At 36.5% G+C, this 17,146-nt stretch carries 15 protein-coding genes and 1 pseudogene; 7 read left to right on the top strand and 9 right to left on the bottom strand.

The features are described 5' to 3' along the window. Nucleotide 1: 1 nt before the first annotated feature. From J7E77_RS02690 to ltaS, 3 genes are all read right to left on the bottom strand, one after another. Nucleotides 2-514 carry an HD domain-containing protein gene (locus J7E77_RS02690; RefSeq protein WP_088088594.1) on the bottom strand — a complete coding sequence of 171 codons (513 nt, stop codon included), beginning with the start codon at nucleotides 512-514 and terminating at the stop codon, nucleotides 2-4. Between the two features lie 130 nt (nucleotides 515-644). Beyond that, nucleotides 645-1,547 (bottom strand): thermonuclease family protein, encoded by a 903-nt coding sequence (locus J7E77_RS02685; RefSeq protein ID WP_214712146.1) that lies wholly within the window; start codon nucleotides 1,545-1,547, stop codon nucleotides 645-647. An 85-nt stretch (nucleotides 1,548-1,632) separates the two neighbouring features. Then, nucleotides 1,633-3,582 carry a lipoteichoic acid synthase gene (ltaS, locus tag J7E77_RS02680; protein ID WP_214712144.1) on the bottom strand — a complete coding sequence of 650 codons (1,950 nt, stop codon included), beginning with the start codon at nucleotides 3,580-3,582 and terminating at the stop codon, nucleotides 1,633-1,635. A 517-nt stretch (nucleotides 3,583-4,099) separates the two neighbouring features. Between ltaS and J7E77_RS02675 the strand changes: the two genes are divergently transcribed. Both J7E77_RS02675 and J7E77_RS02670 read left to right on the top strand, forming a co-directional pair. Then, on the top strand, nucleotides 4,100-4,279 hold the full coding sequence (locus J7E77_RS02675; RefSeq protein WP_088088598.1) for a hypothetical protein: 180 nt from the start codon (nucleotides 4,100-4,102) through the stop codon (nucleotides 4,277-4,279). Between the two features lie 103 nt (nucleotides 4,280-4,382). Next, nucleotides 4,383-4,562, top strand: coding sequence for an H-type small acid-soluble spore protein (locus J7E77_RS02670; protein ID WP_214712142.1), 180 nt, complete (start codon nucleotides 4,383-4,385; stop codon nucleotides 4,560-4,562). A gap of 73 nt (nucleotides 4,563-4,635) precedes the next feature. On the opposite strand, the gene J7E77_RS02665 is transcribed toward J7E77_RS02670, so the two are convergent. From J7E77_RS02665 to J7E77_RS02650, 4 genes are all read right to left on the bottom strand, one after another. Next, the gene (locus J7E77_RS02665) at nucleotides 4,636-4,797 is read right to left on the bottom strand and encodes a hypothetical protein (protein ID WP_214712141.1); all 162 of its coding nucleotides are present in this window, start codon (nucleotides 4,795-4,797) and stop codon (nucleotides 4,636-4,638) included. A 74-nt stretch (nucleotides 4,798-4,871) separates the two neighbouring features. Continuing rightward, nucleotides 4,872-6,020: an acyl-CoA dehydrogenase family protein gene (locus tag J7E77_RS02660; RefSeq protein WP_214712140.1), complete on the bottom strand. Its 1,149-nt coding sequence runs from the start codon at nucleotides 6,018-6,020 to the stop codon at nucleotides 4,872-4,874. Between the two features lie 71 nt (nucleotides 6,021-6,091). Next, a complete protein-coding gene (locus J7E77_RS02655) occupies nucleotides 6,092-6,745 on the bottom strand; it encodes a potassium channel family protein (RefSeq protein ID WP_214712139.1) in 654 nt (217 codons plus the stop codon). Nucleotides 6,746-6,775: 30 nt separating this feature from the next. Continuing rightward, the gene (locus J7E77_RS02650) at nucleotides 6,776-8,056 is read right to left on the bottom strand and encodes a TrkH family potassium uptake protein (protein WP_374102941.1); all 1,281 of its coding nucleotides are present in this window, start codon (nucleotides 8,054-8,056) and stop codon (nucleotides 6,776-6,778) included. A gap of 412 nt (nucleotides 8,057-8,468) precedes the next feature. Between J7E77_RS02650 and J7E77_RS02645 the strand changes: the two genes are divergently transcribed. Continuing rightward, the gene (locus J7E77_RS02645; protein WP_214712138.1) at nucleotides 8,469-9,965 is read left to right on the top strand and encodes a nitrate/nitrite transporter; all 1,497 of its coding nucleotides are present in this window, start codon (nucleotides 8,469-8,471) and stop codon (nucleotides 9,963-9,965) included. Between the two features lie 220 nt (nucleotides 9,966-10,185). Continuing rightward, nucleotides 10,186-11,489: pseudogene (locus J7E77_RS02640) on the top strand (MFS transporter). 222 nt (nucleotides 11,490-11,711) lie between these two features. On the opposite strand, the gene fdhF reads toward J7E77_RS02640, so the two are convergent. Both fdhF and J7E77_RS02625 read right to left on the bottom strand, forming a co-directional pair. Further along, entirely contained in the window at nucleotides 11,712-13,772 is a 2,061-nt protein-coding gene (gene fdhF / locus J7E77_RS30375) for a formate dehydrogenase subunit alpha (RefSeq protein ID WP_251029029.1), read from the bottom strand. 147 nt (nucleotides 13,773-13,919) lie between these two features. Beyond that, nucleotides 13,920-16,073, bottom strand: coding sequence for a PAS domain-containing protein (locus tag J7E77_RS02625; protein WP_214712135.1), 2,154 nt, complete (start codon nucleotides 16,071-16,073; stop codon nucleotides 13,920-13,922). Nucleotides 16,074-16,372: 299 nt separating this feature from the next. Here J7E77_RS02625 and yhfH point away from each other — a divergent pair, with 299 nt between their 5' ends. The 3 genes from yhfH (at nucleotide 16,373) to J7E77_RS02610 (ending at nucleotide 17,096) form a co-directional block, all read left to right on the top strand. Next, entirely contained in the window at nucleotides 16,373-16,507 is a 135-nt protein-coding gene (yhfH, locus tag J7E77_RS02620; RefSeq protein ID WP_088088609.1) for a protein YhfH, read from the top strand. A 149-nt stretch (nucleotides 16,508-16,656) separates the two neighbouring features. Further along, on the top strand, nucleotides 16,657-16,830 hold the full coding sequence (locus J7E77_RS02615; protein ID WP_214712133.1) for a hypothetical protein: 174 nt from the start codon (nucleotides 16,657-16,659) through the stop codon (nucleotides 16,828-16,830). 17 nt (nucleotides 16,831-16,847) lie between these two features. Then, a complete protein-coding gene (locus tag J7E77_RS02610) occupies nucleotides 16,848-17,096 on the top strand; it encodes a transcriptional regulator SplA domain-containing protein (protein ID WP_214712132.1) in 249 nt (82 codons plus the stop codon). The last annotated feature ends 50 nt before the right edge of the window (nucleotides 17,097-17,146 follow it).

Genomic DNA, 17,146 nt, shown 5'->3' with positions numbered 1-17,146 from the left:
TTTATTCACCTTTTTTGTCGATCCATTCGTCTAGGCGGATAATGCTTTGTTTTGCACGTTCATATTCAATGGTTCGGTAATGGTGCATGCCGCCTTCTTCCTCATCCTTTTCGTCGGCCCATTTAACAATTTGTTGTAATGGTGTCCGAACGATATCGTTTGATGGTAGAAAGGAGTCAGTATGAAATAAAATGGCGAGTGCAATCGTCTTAGCTTTGATTGGATTTTCACCAAGACGGATTAAGAGCTTGTGAGCCCGCTCAGCCCCTTTAATTGGGTGAATGTCATTTTGCTTGTATAAGTCATAATCCCATTTTCCATTTTTATACCATGTATAATGGCCCATGTCATGGAGGAGCCCTGCTTTTGCAGCAATGTCAACATCCAGTTGATGCTCCTTCCCTAATTGAAAGGCATGGTAGGCTACAGCAATCGCATGGGCAAGACCAGAACGGTTCAAATATTTTTGGGCAATATGATGTTCAAATATATTCAATAAGGTAACGTCTCTCATGCGATCTCTCCTAACTTTTTCAAAATAATATATTTCATTTATTATATGATAACAAATGGTACATGGCTATTTTTTTATATAAAAAAAACAGAAGGCATTCGAAGGCCCGCCGCTTCTTTTAAACAAATGATTAGCGTTTTGACTTTCTGTACCCTTCATCCTGCGCTTCTTTTTCTGAACAAAACCAAACGATGTTGTCGGTGGTGGAGTCGTAAAAACTACCGCCGGGTACATGATAGATATGAGAATTTGCATTCCCTTTGATCTTCCCTTTACAATCTAAGTTTGATTCCTGATCATCACTTGGGTTATTTTGATAGTTGTTCCCTGAAGATGCTTTTGAATTTGTACCTTTTTCTTCCGTTTCTTTGACATTTTCAGTATTATACCCATCCTCTTGAGCATAATTTTCAATCGACCAGATTCCTACACCTTTTTCTTGTGCTTTCTTTTGAATCGCATAAAATTCATCAACATATTGGGTGTTCGGAGCATAAATATAGGCCACACGAGCAAGGCCTTTTTCCAACAGCATTTCATTAAACATTTTTCCATTAACATAAATATAGGCAAGTAGGCGCCCATATTTATCACGTCCGTCTCCAATTCCAAGTTCAATTTCAACTTTAGTACCAACGGAGAGAATTTCCTTTGTATACTCGGAGGCTTCTTGTCCAAATGGCTGTACTCCTAAGCGGGGATGATGTGTCTCAGGTGTATCCACACAGAGCATTCTTACCTTTTCTATCTTCCCATTAAGGTTAACATTAATAGTATCACCATCGACATTCTTGACGATAGTTGCGGGAAGTAATTTCTTATTACCGGTTTTCGATTGAGGTACTTCTGTTTGAGAGAGTGAAGGTGTCTTTGGATCGCTCGTTTCATTCGTATGAACTTCATTGTTTTTGACAACAGAAGAAGTTTTAGAGTCACTTTTCTGCTTAGATGGTTCGCTATTAGAACACCCTGAGAGAATGATAGGAATAATTACGATAAACGATATTATTAATTGGAGAATTCTGTTGTTCATAGATAGTGCCCCTTTAAATTATTAATTTTATCTATTGTAACAAAAGAAAAAGAGAGAAGTTAATGCTCCTCTCTCTTTGACCTTGTTACTTTTCTTCTGTTACTTTGTCAACTTTTGGGCCTAGATATTCATAATCGTTAGGATTGATCGGTGTATATCCTTTTGGCTTATAGAACCGCAGCAGGTCTTTGTAAACTATTTCATCGGACATATTTAGCTCTGTATTAACTTTGCTATCTACATCCTTACATGTAGTACTATCTTCTAATAACTCACCTGTTAAAGAGGAGTAACATTTTTCATTTATTTGGATAGCCTCAGATGTTACAAAGTCACCGTTTCTGAATAATGCCCAATTACGGTGTTGTTTAGAAAGTAAATCTGAACCAAATTCCATATAATCTTTCGTATCAATACCTAATAAATGGAGAACGGTTGGACGGACATCGACTTCCCCGCCAACTTGGTGTTGAATTCCACCCTTTACACCAGGTACGTGAATAAATAATGGTACACGCTGTAATTTTGCATTGATTGCAGGTGTAATTTCGTCCACACCCATAACCTTCGCCATTGCATCATTATGGTTCTCAGATATTCCGTAATGGTCACCATACATTACAATTATTGTATTGTCATACATACCATTAGCTTTTAAATCATTAAAGAATTGCTCAAATGCCTGATCCATATAGTTTGCAGATTGGAAATATTGGTTTACAACCGTATCACCGTAATCCCCAGCAGGAAAATCAGTATCTTCCGGATCCATTTCAAATGGGAAATGATTAGATAGTGAAATAAACTTTGTATAGAACGGCTGCTTTAAGCTTTCAAGTAATGGAATAGATTCTTTAAAGAAAGGTTTATCTTTCATTCCATAGTTTTTTGTATTTTCATCTGACATGCTGTAGTATTCTGCATCAAAGAATTGATCGTATCCAAATGCTTTATAGATAACATTTCGATTCCAGAACGTCTTATAGTTCCCGTGTAACACTGCAGAACTATATCCCTGTCCTTTTAGAATAGAAGGCATAGCTTGATAAGTGTTCTGGGCTTTGTTAACAAAAACAGCACCTTGTGCCATTGGATATAATGAATTTTCCATTAGAAATTCGGCATCCGATGTTTTCCCTTGTCCTGTTTGATGATAGAAATTATCAAAATAGAAGGTATTATTGTCATGTGCTAATGAGTTCAAAAATGGTGTTACTTCTTGTCCGTTAGGCATTTTATAATCAATCATAAAGCTTTGAAAGGATTCCATCGAAATATAAACTACGTTCATACCTTTTGCTTTACCAAAATATTTTGGATTTGGTGCAGCATAGTTTGCTTTACGATAGTTCTCAACATCTGTAATATCACTGCTATCCGCTAAAGCCCGCTGACTCGATGATTTTATATTTTGGATCACATCATAAATGGTAAAGTTATACGCTCCAAGGTATTTTACTAAATAATTTCGGTCAAATGAACGTGACAGTAACTGCGGACGATCCTTTTCTGCTAAACCTAAATTAAATAGAAAAGTAGTAATTGAAAATAATAGAACAATCTTAAAGGTCTTTCTGTTCGTCACCGTAACTTTTTTGAATACGGTTAATGCTAACGCGATTAAAATAAACATATCTGTAAAATAAAAAATGTCAAACGGAGACATTAATGAAAGTGCACTGTCGCCAAGTTGACCAGCGTTTGTTTTGGTTTGCATTAGAACCGGAACCGTAATGAAATCATTAAAAAATCGATAATAGGCAATATTTGCATACAATAAGAATGATAATAGAAAATTTGTTAATATCATAATCAATTTTGAATGCTTTTTAAAAAGCAGGGCAAATCCAAAGAAGAAAAGTGCTGAACTTAATGGATTTATTAAAAGCAAAAACTTCTGTAGGCTATTTTCAATACCTAAGTTAAATTCAATTTGATATGCAGCATAGGTTTTGATCCAAAATAATAAAACAGCTGCTATAAAGAATGTAATATGACTATTGGTTAATGTTTTTGGTAGTCTAATTTTATTCATCTTTAAATTCTCCTCTCACTTACCAATTAAGCTTCGGTAAACGAACCTCAATCACTATATCACATTTCTTTAAAAAATAAAAACATAAGTCTTGCTATTTTTATCTATACTTTTCTACAACATTCTACACTTTTCCCCGCCATCTCGGGCAAGCAAAATCATTACCTTCAACAACTTGGTCATTTCTTAAAAATTGAGATATACCTTTTATTTTTATGTCCGTTCTCTTTGGGACATGACTGTTTTCAATCTTCAATAATATAAGACGAAATAAGTTTTATTTAGTTTCAAATTTTTTTCTTGTTAAATTTTCTATTCTTCCATAAATTATATCTTAGTCGGAACAATCCTTGAGGCATCATTTCTACATATCATAAACCCGAACGTATGAAGGAGCAATATGAATTTAGACTTATCTTTAACATACGGTAAGGAGAAAGATTACTTGAATGAACTACTTAAACATTGGATAGCATATACACAGAGGAATGTAGAAAAAATTTAAAAGGAGAATACGATGCCCAGAATTAGGCCTGAATTTACAAAAAGCCCATATTTTGTTGATGAACCAGGAAATTGGCATTTAAAGCCTGGCGCTCCAAAAGATCTCCAAGTCGAGCTTGAAAATTATCTTAATAGCTTGGGTGATGATGACGAGCCAGGAACTATCAATGGTATACATATCAACTACCCTTAAGAATTTTTAATGCCAATTATATAATAGAAGAAAGCAGTTGCAAATGTATTTTATTGGAATGAAATGAAGATCATTAAATGACTATTTTATAGGAGTGAATATAATGAATATTAACCGTGTAAAACAAATTTTGTCATCATCTGCTGATATAGAAGTAAAATATAATGGTACATCGGTTTGGATTGACCAATTAAATGAAGATGGACATACAGCAACAGTACATTTACGAGGCCCTTTGGAAGAACGTTCAGTTGTTGAAATTGGAGAACTTATCGAGGAATAATTTTTTCAGACGATCTTTTCATTGAAAAGATCGTCTTTTTTTACAACTTAAAAGGCAGGATTGAATTCCTGCCTTACACCATATCTTCATTCTCTTTTTCTATATCACTTGGTTCTGGCTGTTCTCCTTGGACAATACCCCCAAGTACTTCTCTGTTGTTCAGACTTGCATCTTTTCCTGCACCTGGTGCGATATTCGACATTGGAAGTTGTTCTAATTCTTTACCTCTAGGCATTATTCCTCACTCCTTTATGTTAAGGTTTCCAATATGGCGGAAAAATAACATAAAAAAATAAGTTCTAAATTTTGTTAGTGATTTAAAATACTATCCCTGGCGAGTAATTGTATCGTCATGTCATCCATTGGTGGATTATGAAGGCCTGCTCTTACATCTCGATAATACCGCTGTAACGGATTTTTCAATGAAAGACTTTTTGCACCTACGATTCTCATTGCTAAATCCACAACTTCGATTGCGTTATTGGTAACTGTTAATTTTGCTGCACCTAAAGCAGCCCCCATTTTTTCCCTAGCTTGATCGTTTGAATGATCCCACTGTTTTGCAACCCCATATAAGAAATACTCGGACTGCATTAATTTCAACTCAATCTCTCCAAGTTTTTGCTGAACATTTGGTAAATCGATAATTGGTCCGACAATACTATTCGGAGAATATTCCTTAGCAAATTGAATAGCATAACTTTGGGCTGCTTTTGCTATGCCGAGATAACATGCTGGAATATGAAGTAGCCATCCATTCGCTCTTTTTCCGTTCGAACTAAACTTTTCCACAAGATATTCATCACCTACCAAACAATTATCCAAAATTAAGTCATGACTCCCTGTTCCTCTTAACGAGATACTGTCCCAAGTTTCCTCAATAACCAATCCTTTTGTGGATCGTGGAAGTAGAAAATTGGCCACATCATTGGTTTCTTTGATTGTTGCACTAACTATAAAGTAATCTAGGACGGGGGACATGGTAGTAAATGTTTTTCTCCCTTTAATAACCCAGCCATTCTGACTTTTTTCTGCTGTGGTTTCCGGTCTGCCGCCTCGTGTAGGACTTCCAGTCTTCGGTTCACTTTGAGCACTATTTATTAATGCTCCATTTTTCACTTGTTTACAAAGATACTTAAAGATCGACTCATCCCAAGAGCTTTTTTCATTTAGATTCATAATAATTCCCATATGCCATCCAATCGAAAGTGCTGTTGCCCCGTCACCTTCCGCAATCGTTTCTTGGAGTCGAATTAGTTCATAAAGCGAGATATCCTCTCCACCATGCCTTGAAGGAACAGTTAATGCCGTGTAACCTGTATTTTTCAGATCCTGAATATTTGCATACGGGAAACTACCTTCTATATCTACCTGAGGTGCTCGTAATAGGAATTGTTTTGAAAGTATTCTCATTAACTCTATTCGTTCATCCAATGTATCTTTTTCTTGAAAGTTCATCTCTCATCTCTCCTATCCCATTAACAAAAAATCGTTCAAACCCCTAGTCTCATTAACCAGGGGTTTGTTTCTTATTCTAAATTAGCGAATTTTTCCAAATCTCGGTTTTCACCGATTACTACTAGTACATCACCGTAATTAATTTTTTCATCAGGAGATGGTGAAATGTTAATTTCATCTTCATGCCGAATCGCGATGACGCTCAAATTAAACTTTGCCCTTAAATCTAGTTCCCTTAAGGTTTTCTCCATCATCCTATCGGGGATTTTTACTTCCTCTACACTATAATCCTTCGATATCTCAATAAAATTTAAGACATTAGGTGATAACAGCTGATGGGCGACTCGAATTCCCATATCTCGTTCAGGAAAGACGACCCAGTCTGCCCCAACCTTTTTTAATACTTGACCATGTAGTTTATTTAATGCTTTGGCAATCACCTTTTTTACACCTAGTTCCTTCAATAATAAAACAGATAGGATACTTGCTTGAATATCGTCTCCGATTGCTACAATAACTGTATCAAAATTACGGATCCCAATCGATTTTAATGCCTCAGCTTCTGTTGAATCGGCAATCACGGAATGAGTAACGAATGGATGGGATTCTTCAACTCGTTCCTCATTCACATCGACTCCAAGCACTTCCTGCCCAGATTCATATAACTTATTGGCAATACTTAGTCCAAACCTACCTAATCCAATCACTGCATATTGATTAGCCACTGTCTCCTTGTACCTCCTTGGTGTAAAAAACTACCCAATCGTGATTTTTCCCTTCGGATACCGGAATGCATCAGGTTTTCTGCGTATTGTCACCGCATAAGCAATAGTTAATGGTCCTACCCTGCCAGCAAACATAGTAAAAATTATCAATGCCTTGCCAAGTGATGATAATTCTGGTGTCAATCCCATTGATAGCCCGACTGTTGCAAAGGCAGAAGTTACCTCAAATACTATTGTTAAAAAATCTTGTCCGTGTTCAGAAATGGTTAGAATGAGTGTCATTAGCATGACGAGAAATAATCCACTAAATGTGACGGTTAATGCTTTATAAATCGTTTCATATTCAATCCGCTGACGGTAAAAAATAACATCCTCTTTCCCGCGAATTTGTGACCAAACAGCTCCAATGAGCGTTGTAAAAGTGGTGGTTTTGATCCCCCCGCCTGTCGACCCAGGCGATGCACCAACAAACATGAGTAACACAATTAATAATAATGATGATTGAGTTAGATCACCAATATTTAATGTGTTAGCCCCTGCTGTTCTTGCCGTAACAGATTGGAATAATGACCCAAGGATTTTCCCTGAAAACGACAATGGTTTTAGCGTTAATCCATTAGAATATTCAAGCAGTAATATACCAACTGTACCTACTACTATTAAAACGCTGCTCGTCATTAAGACAAGCTTTGTATGTAATGATAGCCGTTTTGAAACACGATATTCAAAAAGTTCGTTCATAACGATAAAGCCGATCCCACCTAAGATAATTAATGCACTAACGGTCAACGTAACGGTTGGATCGTCAACATAACTGGTTAAACTATGAAACTCCCCCATTAAGTCAAATCCTGCATTGTTAAAGTTGGAAATTGAATGGAAAATTCCATAATAAATCGCTTTTCCTATCGGCATGTCAAAGGAAAAACGGATAGATAAAAGCACAGCACCAAGGAACTCAATCACCGCTGTAAAAATTAAAATTCGTCTTACTAGCCGTACAATCCCCTCCATTGATAAATTATTTAAAGATTCTTGAAGTAGAAGCCTTTCTTTTAAAGATATTTTCTTCCCTAATAGGAAGGCAAAAAACGTTGCAAACGTCATAAATCCAAGTCCACCGACTTGAATCATACATAAAATAACCACTTGACCGAATATCGAAAATGTGGTCCCGGTATCTACGACAACTAAACCTGTTACGCATGTTGCAGAGGTTGCAGTGAACAGGGCGTTTAAAAATGACAAACCTTGCCCATTTGAAGTCGAAACCGGCATCGTAAGTAGAAATGTTCCTAGTAATATGATCAAACCAAAACCTAGAACAAGAATCTTTGGAGGATCTAGATATATTTTTTTGCGCAGAATAGTTCTCTCCCTTACTACTTTAATGTTATTTTTAACAAACAATTAATAATCATGTGTTATCTATGATCTTAATTTTTTTCTCCTTGTTCATGCCTCTATTTTTAAATATTGTAAATCTATAATACAGGAAAAATATACAATTACGAACAAAACATGTAAATTAAAGATGTGAATTGGTACACCTTAGAAAAATTTTTACCATGAGTGTGTCAAATGTGTGTCATAACTCACTGTTGATTGACTATATGTTGTTCTATAATACAAGAAGTAAAACTTTCCATGTTCATAAACACTCTTTATATAACGACTTTTTGAGGAAATAATAAAATAGCATGGGAATTGAAGGGGGATTGTTATGAAACAAGGGTCAAAACAACTATTTATACAAACTGGAAGTCTGTTAGCAGGTTTTATGGTTTGGGTACTGATATCATCACTAATGCCGTTTATTAAAGTAGATATCCAACTTACTTCATCTCAAATTGCATGGACTACGGCGGTCCCTATTATCCTCGGTTCACTTCTTCGAGTTCCGATTGGCTACTGGACCAATCGCTATGGAGCTCGAATTTTATTTACAATCAGCTTTATTATACTGCTCATTCCAATTGCGTTGTTAAGCTATGCTAATTCCTTATTAACATTAATCTTAGGAGGATTTTTACTAGGGATTGGCGGTGCTGTCTTTTCCATCGGTGTTACCTCTCTTCCCAAGTATTATGAAAAAACAAAGCATGGGTTTATTAACGGAATTTACGGGGCAGGAAATATTGGTACGGCAATTACTTCCTTTTCCGCACCCGTGCTTGCTACCGCCTATGGATGGAGAAACACCATTAAAATCTTCCTGATAGTTGTATTAATCTTTGCAATTTTAAACTTTATTTTTGGGGACAAAAAGGAACGAAAAGTTAACATTTCCTTACTCGATCAAACCAAAGGGGTATATAAAAATCCAAAACTTTGGTTTCTAAGTTTATTTTATTTTATCACGTTTGGTTCCTTCGTTGCTTTCACCATTTATTTACCATCGTTTTTAGTTAATCACTTTGAATTAGATAAAGTCGATGCAGGACTCCGGACAGCAGGTTTTATTGCTTTGGCAACCTTTTTTAGACCCATAGGTGGATGGTTGGGCGATAAAGTTAATCCTTTTCTTATTTTAATGGCTGTTTTCTTTAGCCTAACTTTTGCAGGATTTCTTTTGTCATTTACTCCATCACTGCCGATTTATTCCTTTGGTTGCTTATTAGTTGCTTTCTTTGCGGGAATTGGAAATGGCGCTATCTTTAAACTAGTCCCTTTATATTTTTCCAATCAAGCGGGTATTGTGAATGGAATTGTTTCTGCCATGGGAGGACTGGGTGGTTTTTTCCCGCCAATCATTCTCACGATTCTCTTTGATTGGACTGGTCATTATGCGATTGGGTTTATGTCCCTATCTGAATTTTCTTTAGCAAGTCTGGTTATCGTAGTATGGCTATATTATCAAGATAAGTTGGATATTTCTGCAAAGATTGTAAACCATGCCTTAGATGGTATTTGTGTAACCGATGTTACTGGCATTATTCAAAGCGTTAATCCCGCATTCACAAAAATCACTGGCTATAGTCAAGCAGAGGTAATCGGTAAAACCCCAAGTGTTCTTCAATCCGGTGAACATGACAACGAGTTTTACAAAAAAATGTGGTTTAGTTTAAAAACAGACGGGGTTTGGGAAGGTTATATTTGGAACAAACGCAAAAACAATGTAATTTATAGAGAATGGCTAACTATTACAGCCATTAAAGATGACGTAGGTGAAACAAAAAACTTTGTAGGTATGTTCTATGAAGATAACGAAAAATCCTAAAAAGGCAGTATAAAAGAGATCTTCCCCGTGGAGGTCTCTTTTTTTGTAACCTTGGGCAATTTATTACAACTTTTTGTCAACTTCCTTGAGTTCACAGTTCGTTCACTGTTTTTGTGACGTACGTCACAATATTCATGTTACTATCTGTTTTATAGTAATTACACAAACAACTAAAACTTTATAAAAATTAAAATTTGAACACAAATTAGGGGGAAATATAATGGCCAGAATTAATTATTGGAATCCAGAGGACGAAAAATTTTGGAACGCTGAAGGAAAAAAACATGCCCGACGAAATCTATGGATATCTGTACCATCATTGATGATCGCTTTTATCGTATGGCAGATATGGTCAGTCGTTGCCGTTAGACTTAACGACATCGGTTTCCATTTCACCGAAGAACAATTATTTACACTTGCAGCAGTTCCTGGTCTTGTCGGTGCGACACTTCGCTTTGTTTACACATTTGCAGTCGGCTCTATTGGTGGAAAAAACTGGACAGTGATTTCAACAGCAATCTTAGCAATTCCAGCGATTGGTATTGGCTTTGCAGTCCAAAATCCGGAAACACCATTTTCTATCATGTTATTGCTTGCAGCCCTTTGCGGACTAGGCGGAGGTAATTTCTCATCTTCGTCAGCAAATATTAGCTTTTTCTTTCCAAAAAAGGAAAAAGGGACAGCACTTGGTATTAATGGTGGTTTAGGAAACATGGGTGTATCTCTGTCGTTCAATTCGTTACACCATTAATTGTTACCTCAGGAACTTTTGCATTAGTTGGCGGCAAACAAGTTTTAGCAAATGGTCAGGAAGTTTGGTTACAGAACGCGGCATTTATTTGGGTGATTCCTATTGTCATCTTGACAGTTTTAGCAATGTTTAAGATGGATAATGTACCAGGTGCAAAACAATCAGTTTCGGAACAATTTGTGATTGTAAAACGGAAACATACTTGGATTATGGCAGCCCTATATGTAGCAACCTTTGGTTCATTCATTGGTTATTCAGCGGCATTTCCGCTTTTATTAAGATCACAATTCCCTGAGCATATATCACTTGCCTTTCTTGGTGCATTAGTGGCCGCAGCTTCAAGACCTGTTGGTGGTTGGATGGGAGACAAACTTGGGGGTGCAAAGGTAACTTCCTATGTTTTAGTCATCATGGGAATTGGCGCTGCAGGGGTTATTTATTTCCTAAACGGAAAACAATTTGCTGGATTTTTATTATCCTTCTTAATTCTGTTCGTTGCATCTGGTATTGGTTCAGGCTCGACTTTCCAAATGATTCCGAACCTTTTTATTCCTAAAGAAGCAGCACCTGTAATTGGGTTTTCAGCGGCATTTGCAGCCTATGGTTCATTCTTTATTCCTAAACTTTTCGGGTGGTCAGTTAAGGCGACGGGCACTCCTGTTACAGCTTTTTACTTCTTTATTGCTTTTTATGTAGTAGCATTTGGACTCAACTGGTATTTCTATCAAAGAAAAGCTACAGCAACTAAATCAATAACACAACAAGTCGGATAAATCCGGCTTGTTTTATTTTATTAAACTGTTATACTTGGCTGTTGATTTCCGCTCCAGGCGCTTCGCTTTCCGCGGGCGTTCCGGGGAGCCTCCTCGGCGCCGTCCTCCCGCAGGAGTCTTCGCGCCTTCCGCTCCAATCAACATGTGCCAAAATTAACAATGAGCTGTAACTTAGCCAATTAAAAAAACGCAGTCATTAAACTGCGTCGATTTAAAAATTCTCTATATCCTCGATATCGCAACCGCACAAGCCTTATATTCGGCTGTTCCTGAAATAGGATCAAACTCATTTAAGGTTAAGACATTGGTCGGTGTTTCACTCCAGTGGAAGCTCATAAAAACGAGCCCTGGGACTACTTGTTCTGTAATCTTCGCCTTTACCTGTAGTTCTCCTCTTCTCGAGCGAACCTGTACCACTTCACCATCTGTTATACCTAAAGCTGCAGCATCGTTTGGATGAATATCAACAGTTTCTTCTGTTTGTTTTAATTTAACTCCAGCAGCATAATGACGCGTCTGAGAATGTGTATTGTAAGATTCATAACGTCTTCCTGTTGTTAGTGTAAATGGATATTCAGCATCAGGGAGTTCCAATGGTGCAGTATAATCTACCGGTACAAATGCTGACTTTGTTGATGTCGACTCCATTTGGTGGAACCTCTCGTGCAAGATAAGTGTTCCTGGATGGTTTTCATCTGGGCAAGGATAATGAATACCATACTCTTTTTCAAGTCTTTCATACGATATGCCCCCGTACATCTCCCAAGCTAGTTTTCTAACTTCATCCCAGATTTCTTCACTGTTGTTATAGTGAATAGGATAGCCCATAATCGTAGAAAGGTCACATAGGATTTCCCAGTCTTCTTTCACATTAGGGTGTGGTTCTACCGCTTTGCGAACCCTTTGAACTCTCCGGTCGGTGTTGGTATATGTTCCATCCACCTCACCCCATGAACGTGCTGGTAATACAACATTAGCCATTTTTGCTGTTTCCGTTAAGAAAATATCTTGAACAATTAATAAATCAAGCTTTTCAAACAATGTTTGTGTATGATTCATATGAACATCAGCAAGGAGCGGGTTTTCACCAATGACATAAAGTGCCTTTAATTCACCCGTCTCGATCCGATCAAAAGTTCTCGTTTGTGTGTCACCAACTCTTGGGTTTAGTTCAACATTCCATTCCTTTTCAAACCGCGCCCGCGAATCACGATTTGCTATGCTCATTCCACCTGTTAATTGGTTTGGCAAACAGCCCATATCACCCGCACCTTGAACATTATTCTGACCTCGAAGCGGCATGACACCAGAGCCTGTTTTACCGATATTCCCAGTTAATAATGCAAGATTTGCTATATCAAATACATTATTTACACCACAGTGATGCTCCGTAATCCCGAGCGTGTACGCAATCATTGAACCGTTTGAAGTGGCGTACTCTCTTGCAGTTGCAGCAATGTCATCCGCATTTAAACCGGTAATCGATGCAGCGTATTCCAGCGTAAAAGGCTCGACTTGCTTTTCTAACTTCTCGAAATCAAGCGTAACCTGTTGAACAAACTCTGGACTGTATAAACCTTCTTTTAAGATGACTCTAATAAAAGCATTGATAAGAGCAATATCTGAGCCCACATTTAATTGCAAATGGCGATGGGAAGATTTTACCATATCTATTTTCCTTGGATCTATGACAATTATTTTCAAACCAGCTTTTGCAGCTTTTTTCATACGATTTGCAATAATGGGGTGTGCCTCTGTTGTATTTGAACCCATCAAAAGTAACACTTCAGCTCGATCAATATCATCTAGTGTATTAGTCGGTGAACCGCTTCCAAAAACAGTTGCCAGACCGGCAACGCTAGAGGCGTGTCAGGTGCGGTTACAGCCATCAATATTGTTACTATTAATGACCGCCCTCATAAATTTTTGAGTAACAAAATTGGATTCGTTTGTATTTCTCGCGCAAGCGAACATGGATATCGAGTCTGGACCCCACGTAGTTTTTATGTTGGATAATTGACTAGCAATAAATTGATATGCTTCATCCCAAGTGGTTTCGACTAGCTTTCCTGCTTTACGGATTAGTGGAGATGTTAATCTATTTTTTGCATGTACGTATTCATAGGCAAATGCGCCTTTTACACATGTCTGCCCTTTGTTCACTGGTGCTTCCTTGTCACCGCGGATTTTCATGATTTTGTTGTCTTGTACTTCAAGGACTAAGCCACATCCAGTACCACAGTAACCGCAGATCGTTTTAACAAAATTTGCTTCTCCCACCATTTTCACTCCCCTATAAAAACATTAATACCTCTATTACCATATTAATCTATTTAAAAAAATTGTGGATTTCTTTTTCAAAAAATATTTGTCTTTTTCTTGAATGAAAATTTTGGGAATAAAAAAAACGAGAGATTAGATCCCCCGCTTTCAGGCAATTTTTGCCGGTAATAAGATATTAAAGGTTGTTCCTTTATTAGGTTCACTTTCCACAAACACCTTACCATTATGGCTTTCAATTATTTTGAAACTAACCATTAAGCCTAAGCCGTTACCATTCTTCTTGGTTGTGTAAAAAGGTTCTCCTAATTTCTTTAATTTTTCTTTGGATATTCCTACTCCTGTGTCTTGAATAGAAATTTGGACATTATTATCATGTATGATTGTTTTAACATGTAATTCGCCACCATTAGGCATAGCTTCAATTCCGTTTTTAATGAAATTCAGAAATACCTGCTTTAAGCGATTCTCATCACATTCAATTTGAATATTTTCATGGTGACAATCAAAGGTCAAACGAACATTTTTCTTCCTCGCTTCGAATTCAAGCAAGGAGACGACATTCTTTATAACAGGAACAACATTTTTTTCTTCCAACTCCACTGCCTTTGGTTTTGCCAATACCATAAAGTCCTCAACAATCGTATTAACCCGTTCAATTTCATCAAGAATGATACTTAAAAACTCCATTCGCTCCGGATCTTTTTCGTCTAACTGCAAGAATTCCGCGTACCCTTTCATTGAGGTTAGTGGATTACGGATTTCATGAGCAACACCTGCAGCCAATTGTCCAACAGCAGCGAGCTTATCCTGACGATGGAGGACCTCTTCTGTTTTCTTCCGCTCTGTTATATCATTGCGAATCGCAAGGTATTGGTATGGCTTTCCTTGACCATTAATAAATGGAACAATGGTTGTGTCCACCCAATAATAAGTTCCATCTTTAGCTTTATTTCTAATTTCACCCTTCCAGACATTTCCAGAACCAATAGTTTTCCAAAGATTTTTGAAAAAGTCCTTTGAGTGGTAACCAGAATTTAGAATATTGTGGTCTTTCCCCAGGATTTCTTCTCGATTATATTTAGATATCTCACAGAACTTGTCATTTACACTTGTGATCATCCCTTTTGCATCGGTAAATGCGACAATTGAGGATTGATCAAGCGCAAATTTTATATCAATATTCTCTTTAATTGTTTCCTTAAGATGTTCTTCCGCCTTTTTGCGATCAGAAATATCTGAACGTATTGCAATATATTGGACAGGTTTACCTTTTTTATTCAAAAAAGGAACAATTGTAGTATCCACCCAATAAAACGTCCCATCCTTTGCTTTATTTCGAATTTCCCCGCGCCATATTTGTCCAGCTTGTATCGTACGCCATAGGTCTTTGAAAAACTCTTTAGAATGATAGCCAGAATTTAATATTCTATGGTTCTGACCGATAATCTCATCCTTTTTATATTTAGAAATTTCTTCAAATTTATCATTTACAAAAATTATTGTTCCTACTGGGTTTGTAATCGCAACAATGGTTGAAGCATCAAGTGCAGCTTTGATGTCTTTTAAGTTTGTATCCGTCGTCATTAATTGTTTACTAATTAATGTACTAGATAAGATAAGTCCACCGATTATTAATACTGATACGAAAAGTACCAAATAAATAATAAATGGACTATCAGCGCTCGATCCCCCAAGAACTTTTGTTGTCGGAAATGAGGCTCTCCTTAAAAGAAAATGACCTTCGATAATTGCTAATGACATAATGATTGCACTAATTGGTTTTAACCAAACCTGATTACTTTGGGTATAGCTTTTTGAAGAAAAAAGAATCCATAAAGAAAATAAAAAGGAACCACAGATTAAAAGTCCTGAAAAAACAAGCAAAAGGACATTATATTTACTATTTACATTCATTGCATATAATCCGATTACCTGTATTGCAATAACTGCAAAGGTTAGAAATACACTGCCCACGATTAAATGATAATATTTAATTTGTTTTCCATAAAATGAAAGGAAAGCCATTCCTGTAAAAGCAAACCCAATAGCCATTGAAAGAATAGTAAGTGGAATATGATAACTTGCGAACCGATTTGTATCTGCTGAAATGAGTCCGATAAAGTTCATGATCCAAATCCCGATTCCCATAGATAATGTTCCACCCAAAAACAGGAGCCTCTTATTTTTTTCAGACGACTTAATTAAAGTAAACATATCTAATGCTGTATATGATGCCATGATGGTTAAACCAATGGCAATAATAATGAAATAAGGTTGAAAAGTCCCGATTATTGCATTCATTTACCAGCATCTCCCCACTTTCTATAATGCTTTTCTACTATGATTGTAATGTAAATCGTAATGTGATGGAAGCACCAAATATCGAAGATTGTCAATTTCCCTTTATTTTAACCGATAAATAATCGTCCAATTAAAACAAGAAAAACGGAATAAATTAATTCTTGTGATAAAAGACTTATTTTTTTAAAAAGGGCAGATTTTTTTTAAAAAAAGTCTACACATTTTTATTTATTTCAGCTATACTGTACTATAACAAGAGTGATTCAAATAAACTGTATTAATAAAGGGGGATTTTTATTATGTTAATGAGTCCAGTTGAGTTTTTTCGTACATTGCAAAAAAAGGAATGTTCAGAGTGTGGTCAGCACATGGAGGAACAAGCAGAAAGTTATTTTATGGAATGTGACCGCTGTTTAGCTAAAAAAGAGGAATAGTTCAAAAAAACTCTCCATTTTTGGAGAGTTTTTTTGATATTAATCATTAATGATATCTACTGTATTCAATATATTTCCGTTTTGGAGAGAATTAGGAAGGCATAATCCCTTTTAGGGAAGCAAACCCTTAAGATAAGGAGTTGAATTGAATGTTTAAAAAGGATAATTCTCGAACAGAACAAACTAGAGACTCTCTAAAAGAAACTTTTGCTGGTCGCACGAAAACTGTTTCAGGTGATTCAGTGGATGAACTTAGAAATCTTGAAGAAGCCAACACGTTAATTAGCGGAGATGAGATTCAACAGCAAAATGAAAATCTATAGAAAGGCGGTTAAATTATATGGGAATGATTGATATAGCTAATGCTAAACCGGGTGATGAAGTTTATATTATTTATCGGAATCCTACTTTTCTAACTGCCGCAAATATTAAAGCCGCCGAAATTGTCCAACATCCATATAACCCTGATAACTTAGCGTTATATCTTAATGAGAAATTTCTTGACCTTGAAGAGGATGATGCACTTTTTAGCAGCTCTGATGCAGCAAAAAAGGCATATGATACACATTTTTTTGATTTTGGTGAATAAGAAAAGACTGTCATTTATCTATGACAGTCTCAGATTGTAGACAAAAGGCA

The organism is Bacillus sp. ISL-77 (genome assembly GCF_018613105.1).
The sequence above is the reverse complement of the archived record's forward strand: the minus strand, read 5'-3'. Positions and strand labels throughout refer to the sequence as shown.

Coding starts and splice junctions, on each gene's coding strand:
- J7E77_RS02690 (WP_088088594.1), bottom strand. CDS start 514: ATGAGAGACGTTACCTTATTGAATATATTTGAACATCATATTGCCCAA.
- J7E77_RS02685 (WP_214712146.1), bottom strand. CDS start 1,547: ATGAACAACAGAATTCTCCAATTAATAATATCGTTTATCGTAATTATT.
- ltaS (WP_214712144.1), bottom strand. CDS start 3,582: ATGAATAAAATTAGACTACCAAAAACATTAACCAATAGTCATATTACA.
- J7E77_RS02675 (WP_088088598.1), top strand. CDS start 4,100: ATGCCCAGAATTAGGCCTGAATTTACAAAAAGCCCATATTTTGTTGAT.
- J7E77_RS02670 (WP_214712142.1), top strand. CDS start 4,383: ATGAATATTAACCGTGTAAAACAAATTTTGTCATCATCTGCTGATATA.
- J7E77_RS02665 (WP_214712141.1), bottom strand. CDS start 4,797: ATGCCTAGAGGTAAAGAATTAGAACAACTTCCAATGTCGAATATCGCA.
- J7E77_RS02660 (WP_214712140.1), bottom strand. CDS start 6,020: ATGAACTTTCAAGAAAAAGATACATTGGATGAACGAATAGAGTTAATG.
- J7E77_RS02645 (WP_214712138.1), top strand. CDS start 8,469: ATGAAACAAGGGTCAAAACAACTATTTATACAAACTGGAAGTCTGTTA.
- J7E77_RS02625 (WP_214712135.1), bottom strand. CDS start 16,073: ATGAATGCAATAATCGGGACTTTTCAACCTTATTTCATTATTATTGCC.
- yhfH (WP_088088609.1), top strand. CDS start 16,373: ATGTTAATGAGTCCAGTTGAGTTTTTTCGTACATTGCAAAAAAAGGAA.
- J7E77_RS02615 (WP_214712133.1), top strand. CDS start 16,657: ATGTTTAAAAAGGATAATTCTCGAACAGAACAAACTAGAGACTCTCTA.
- J7E77_RS02610 (WP_214712132.1), top strand. CDS start 16,848: ATGGGAATGATTGATATAGCTAATGCTAAACCGGGTGATGAAGTTTAT.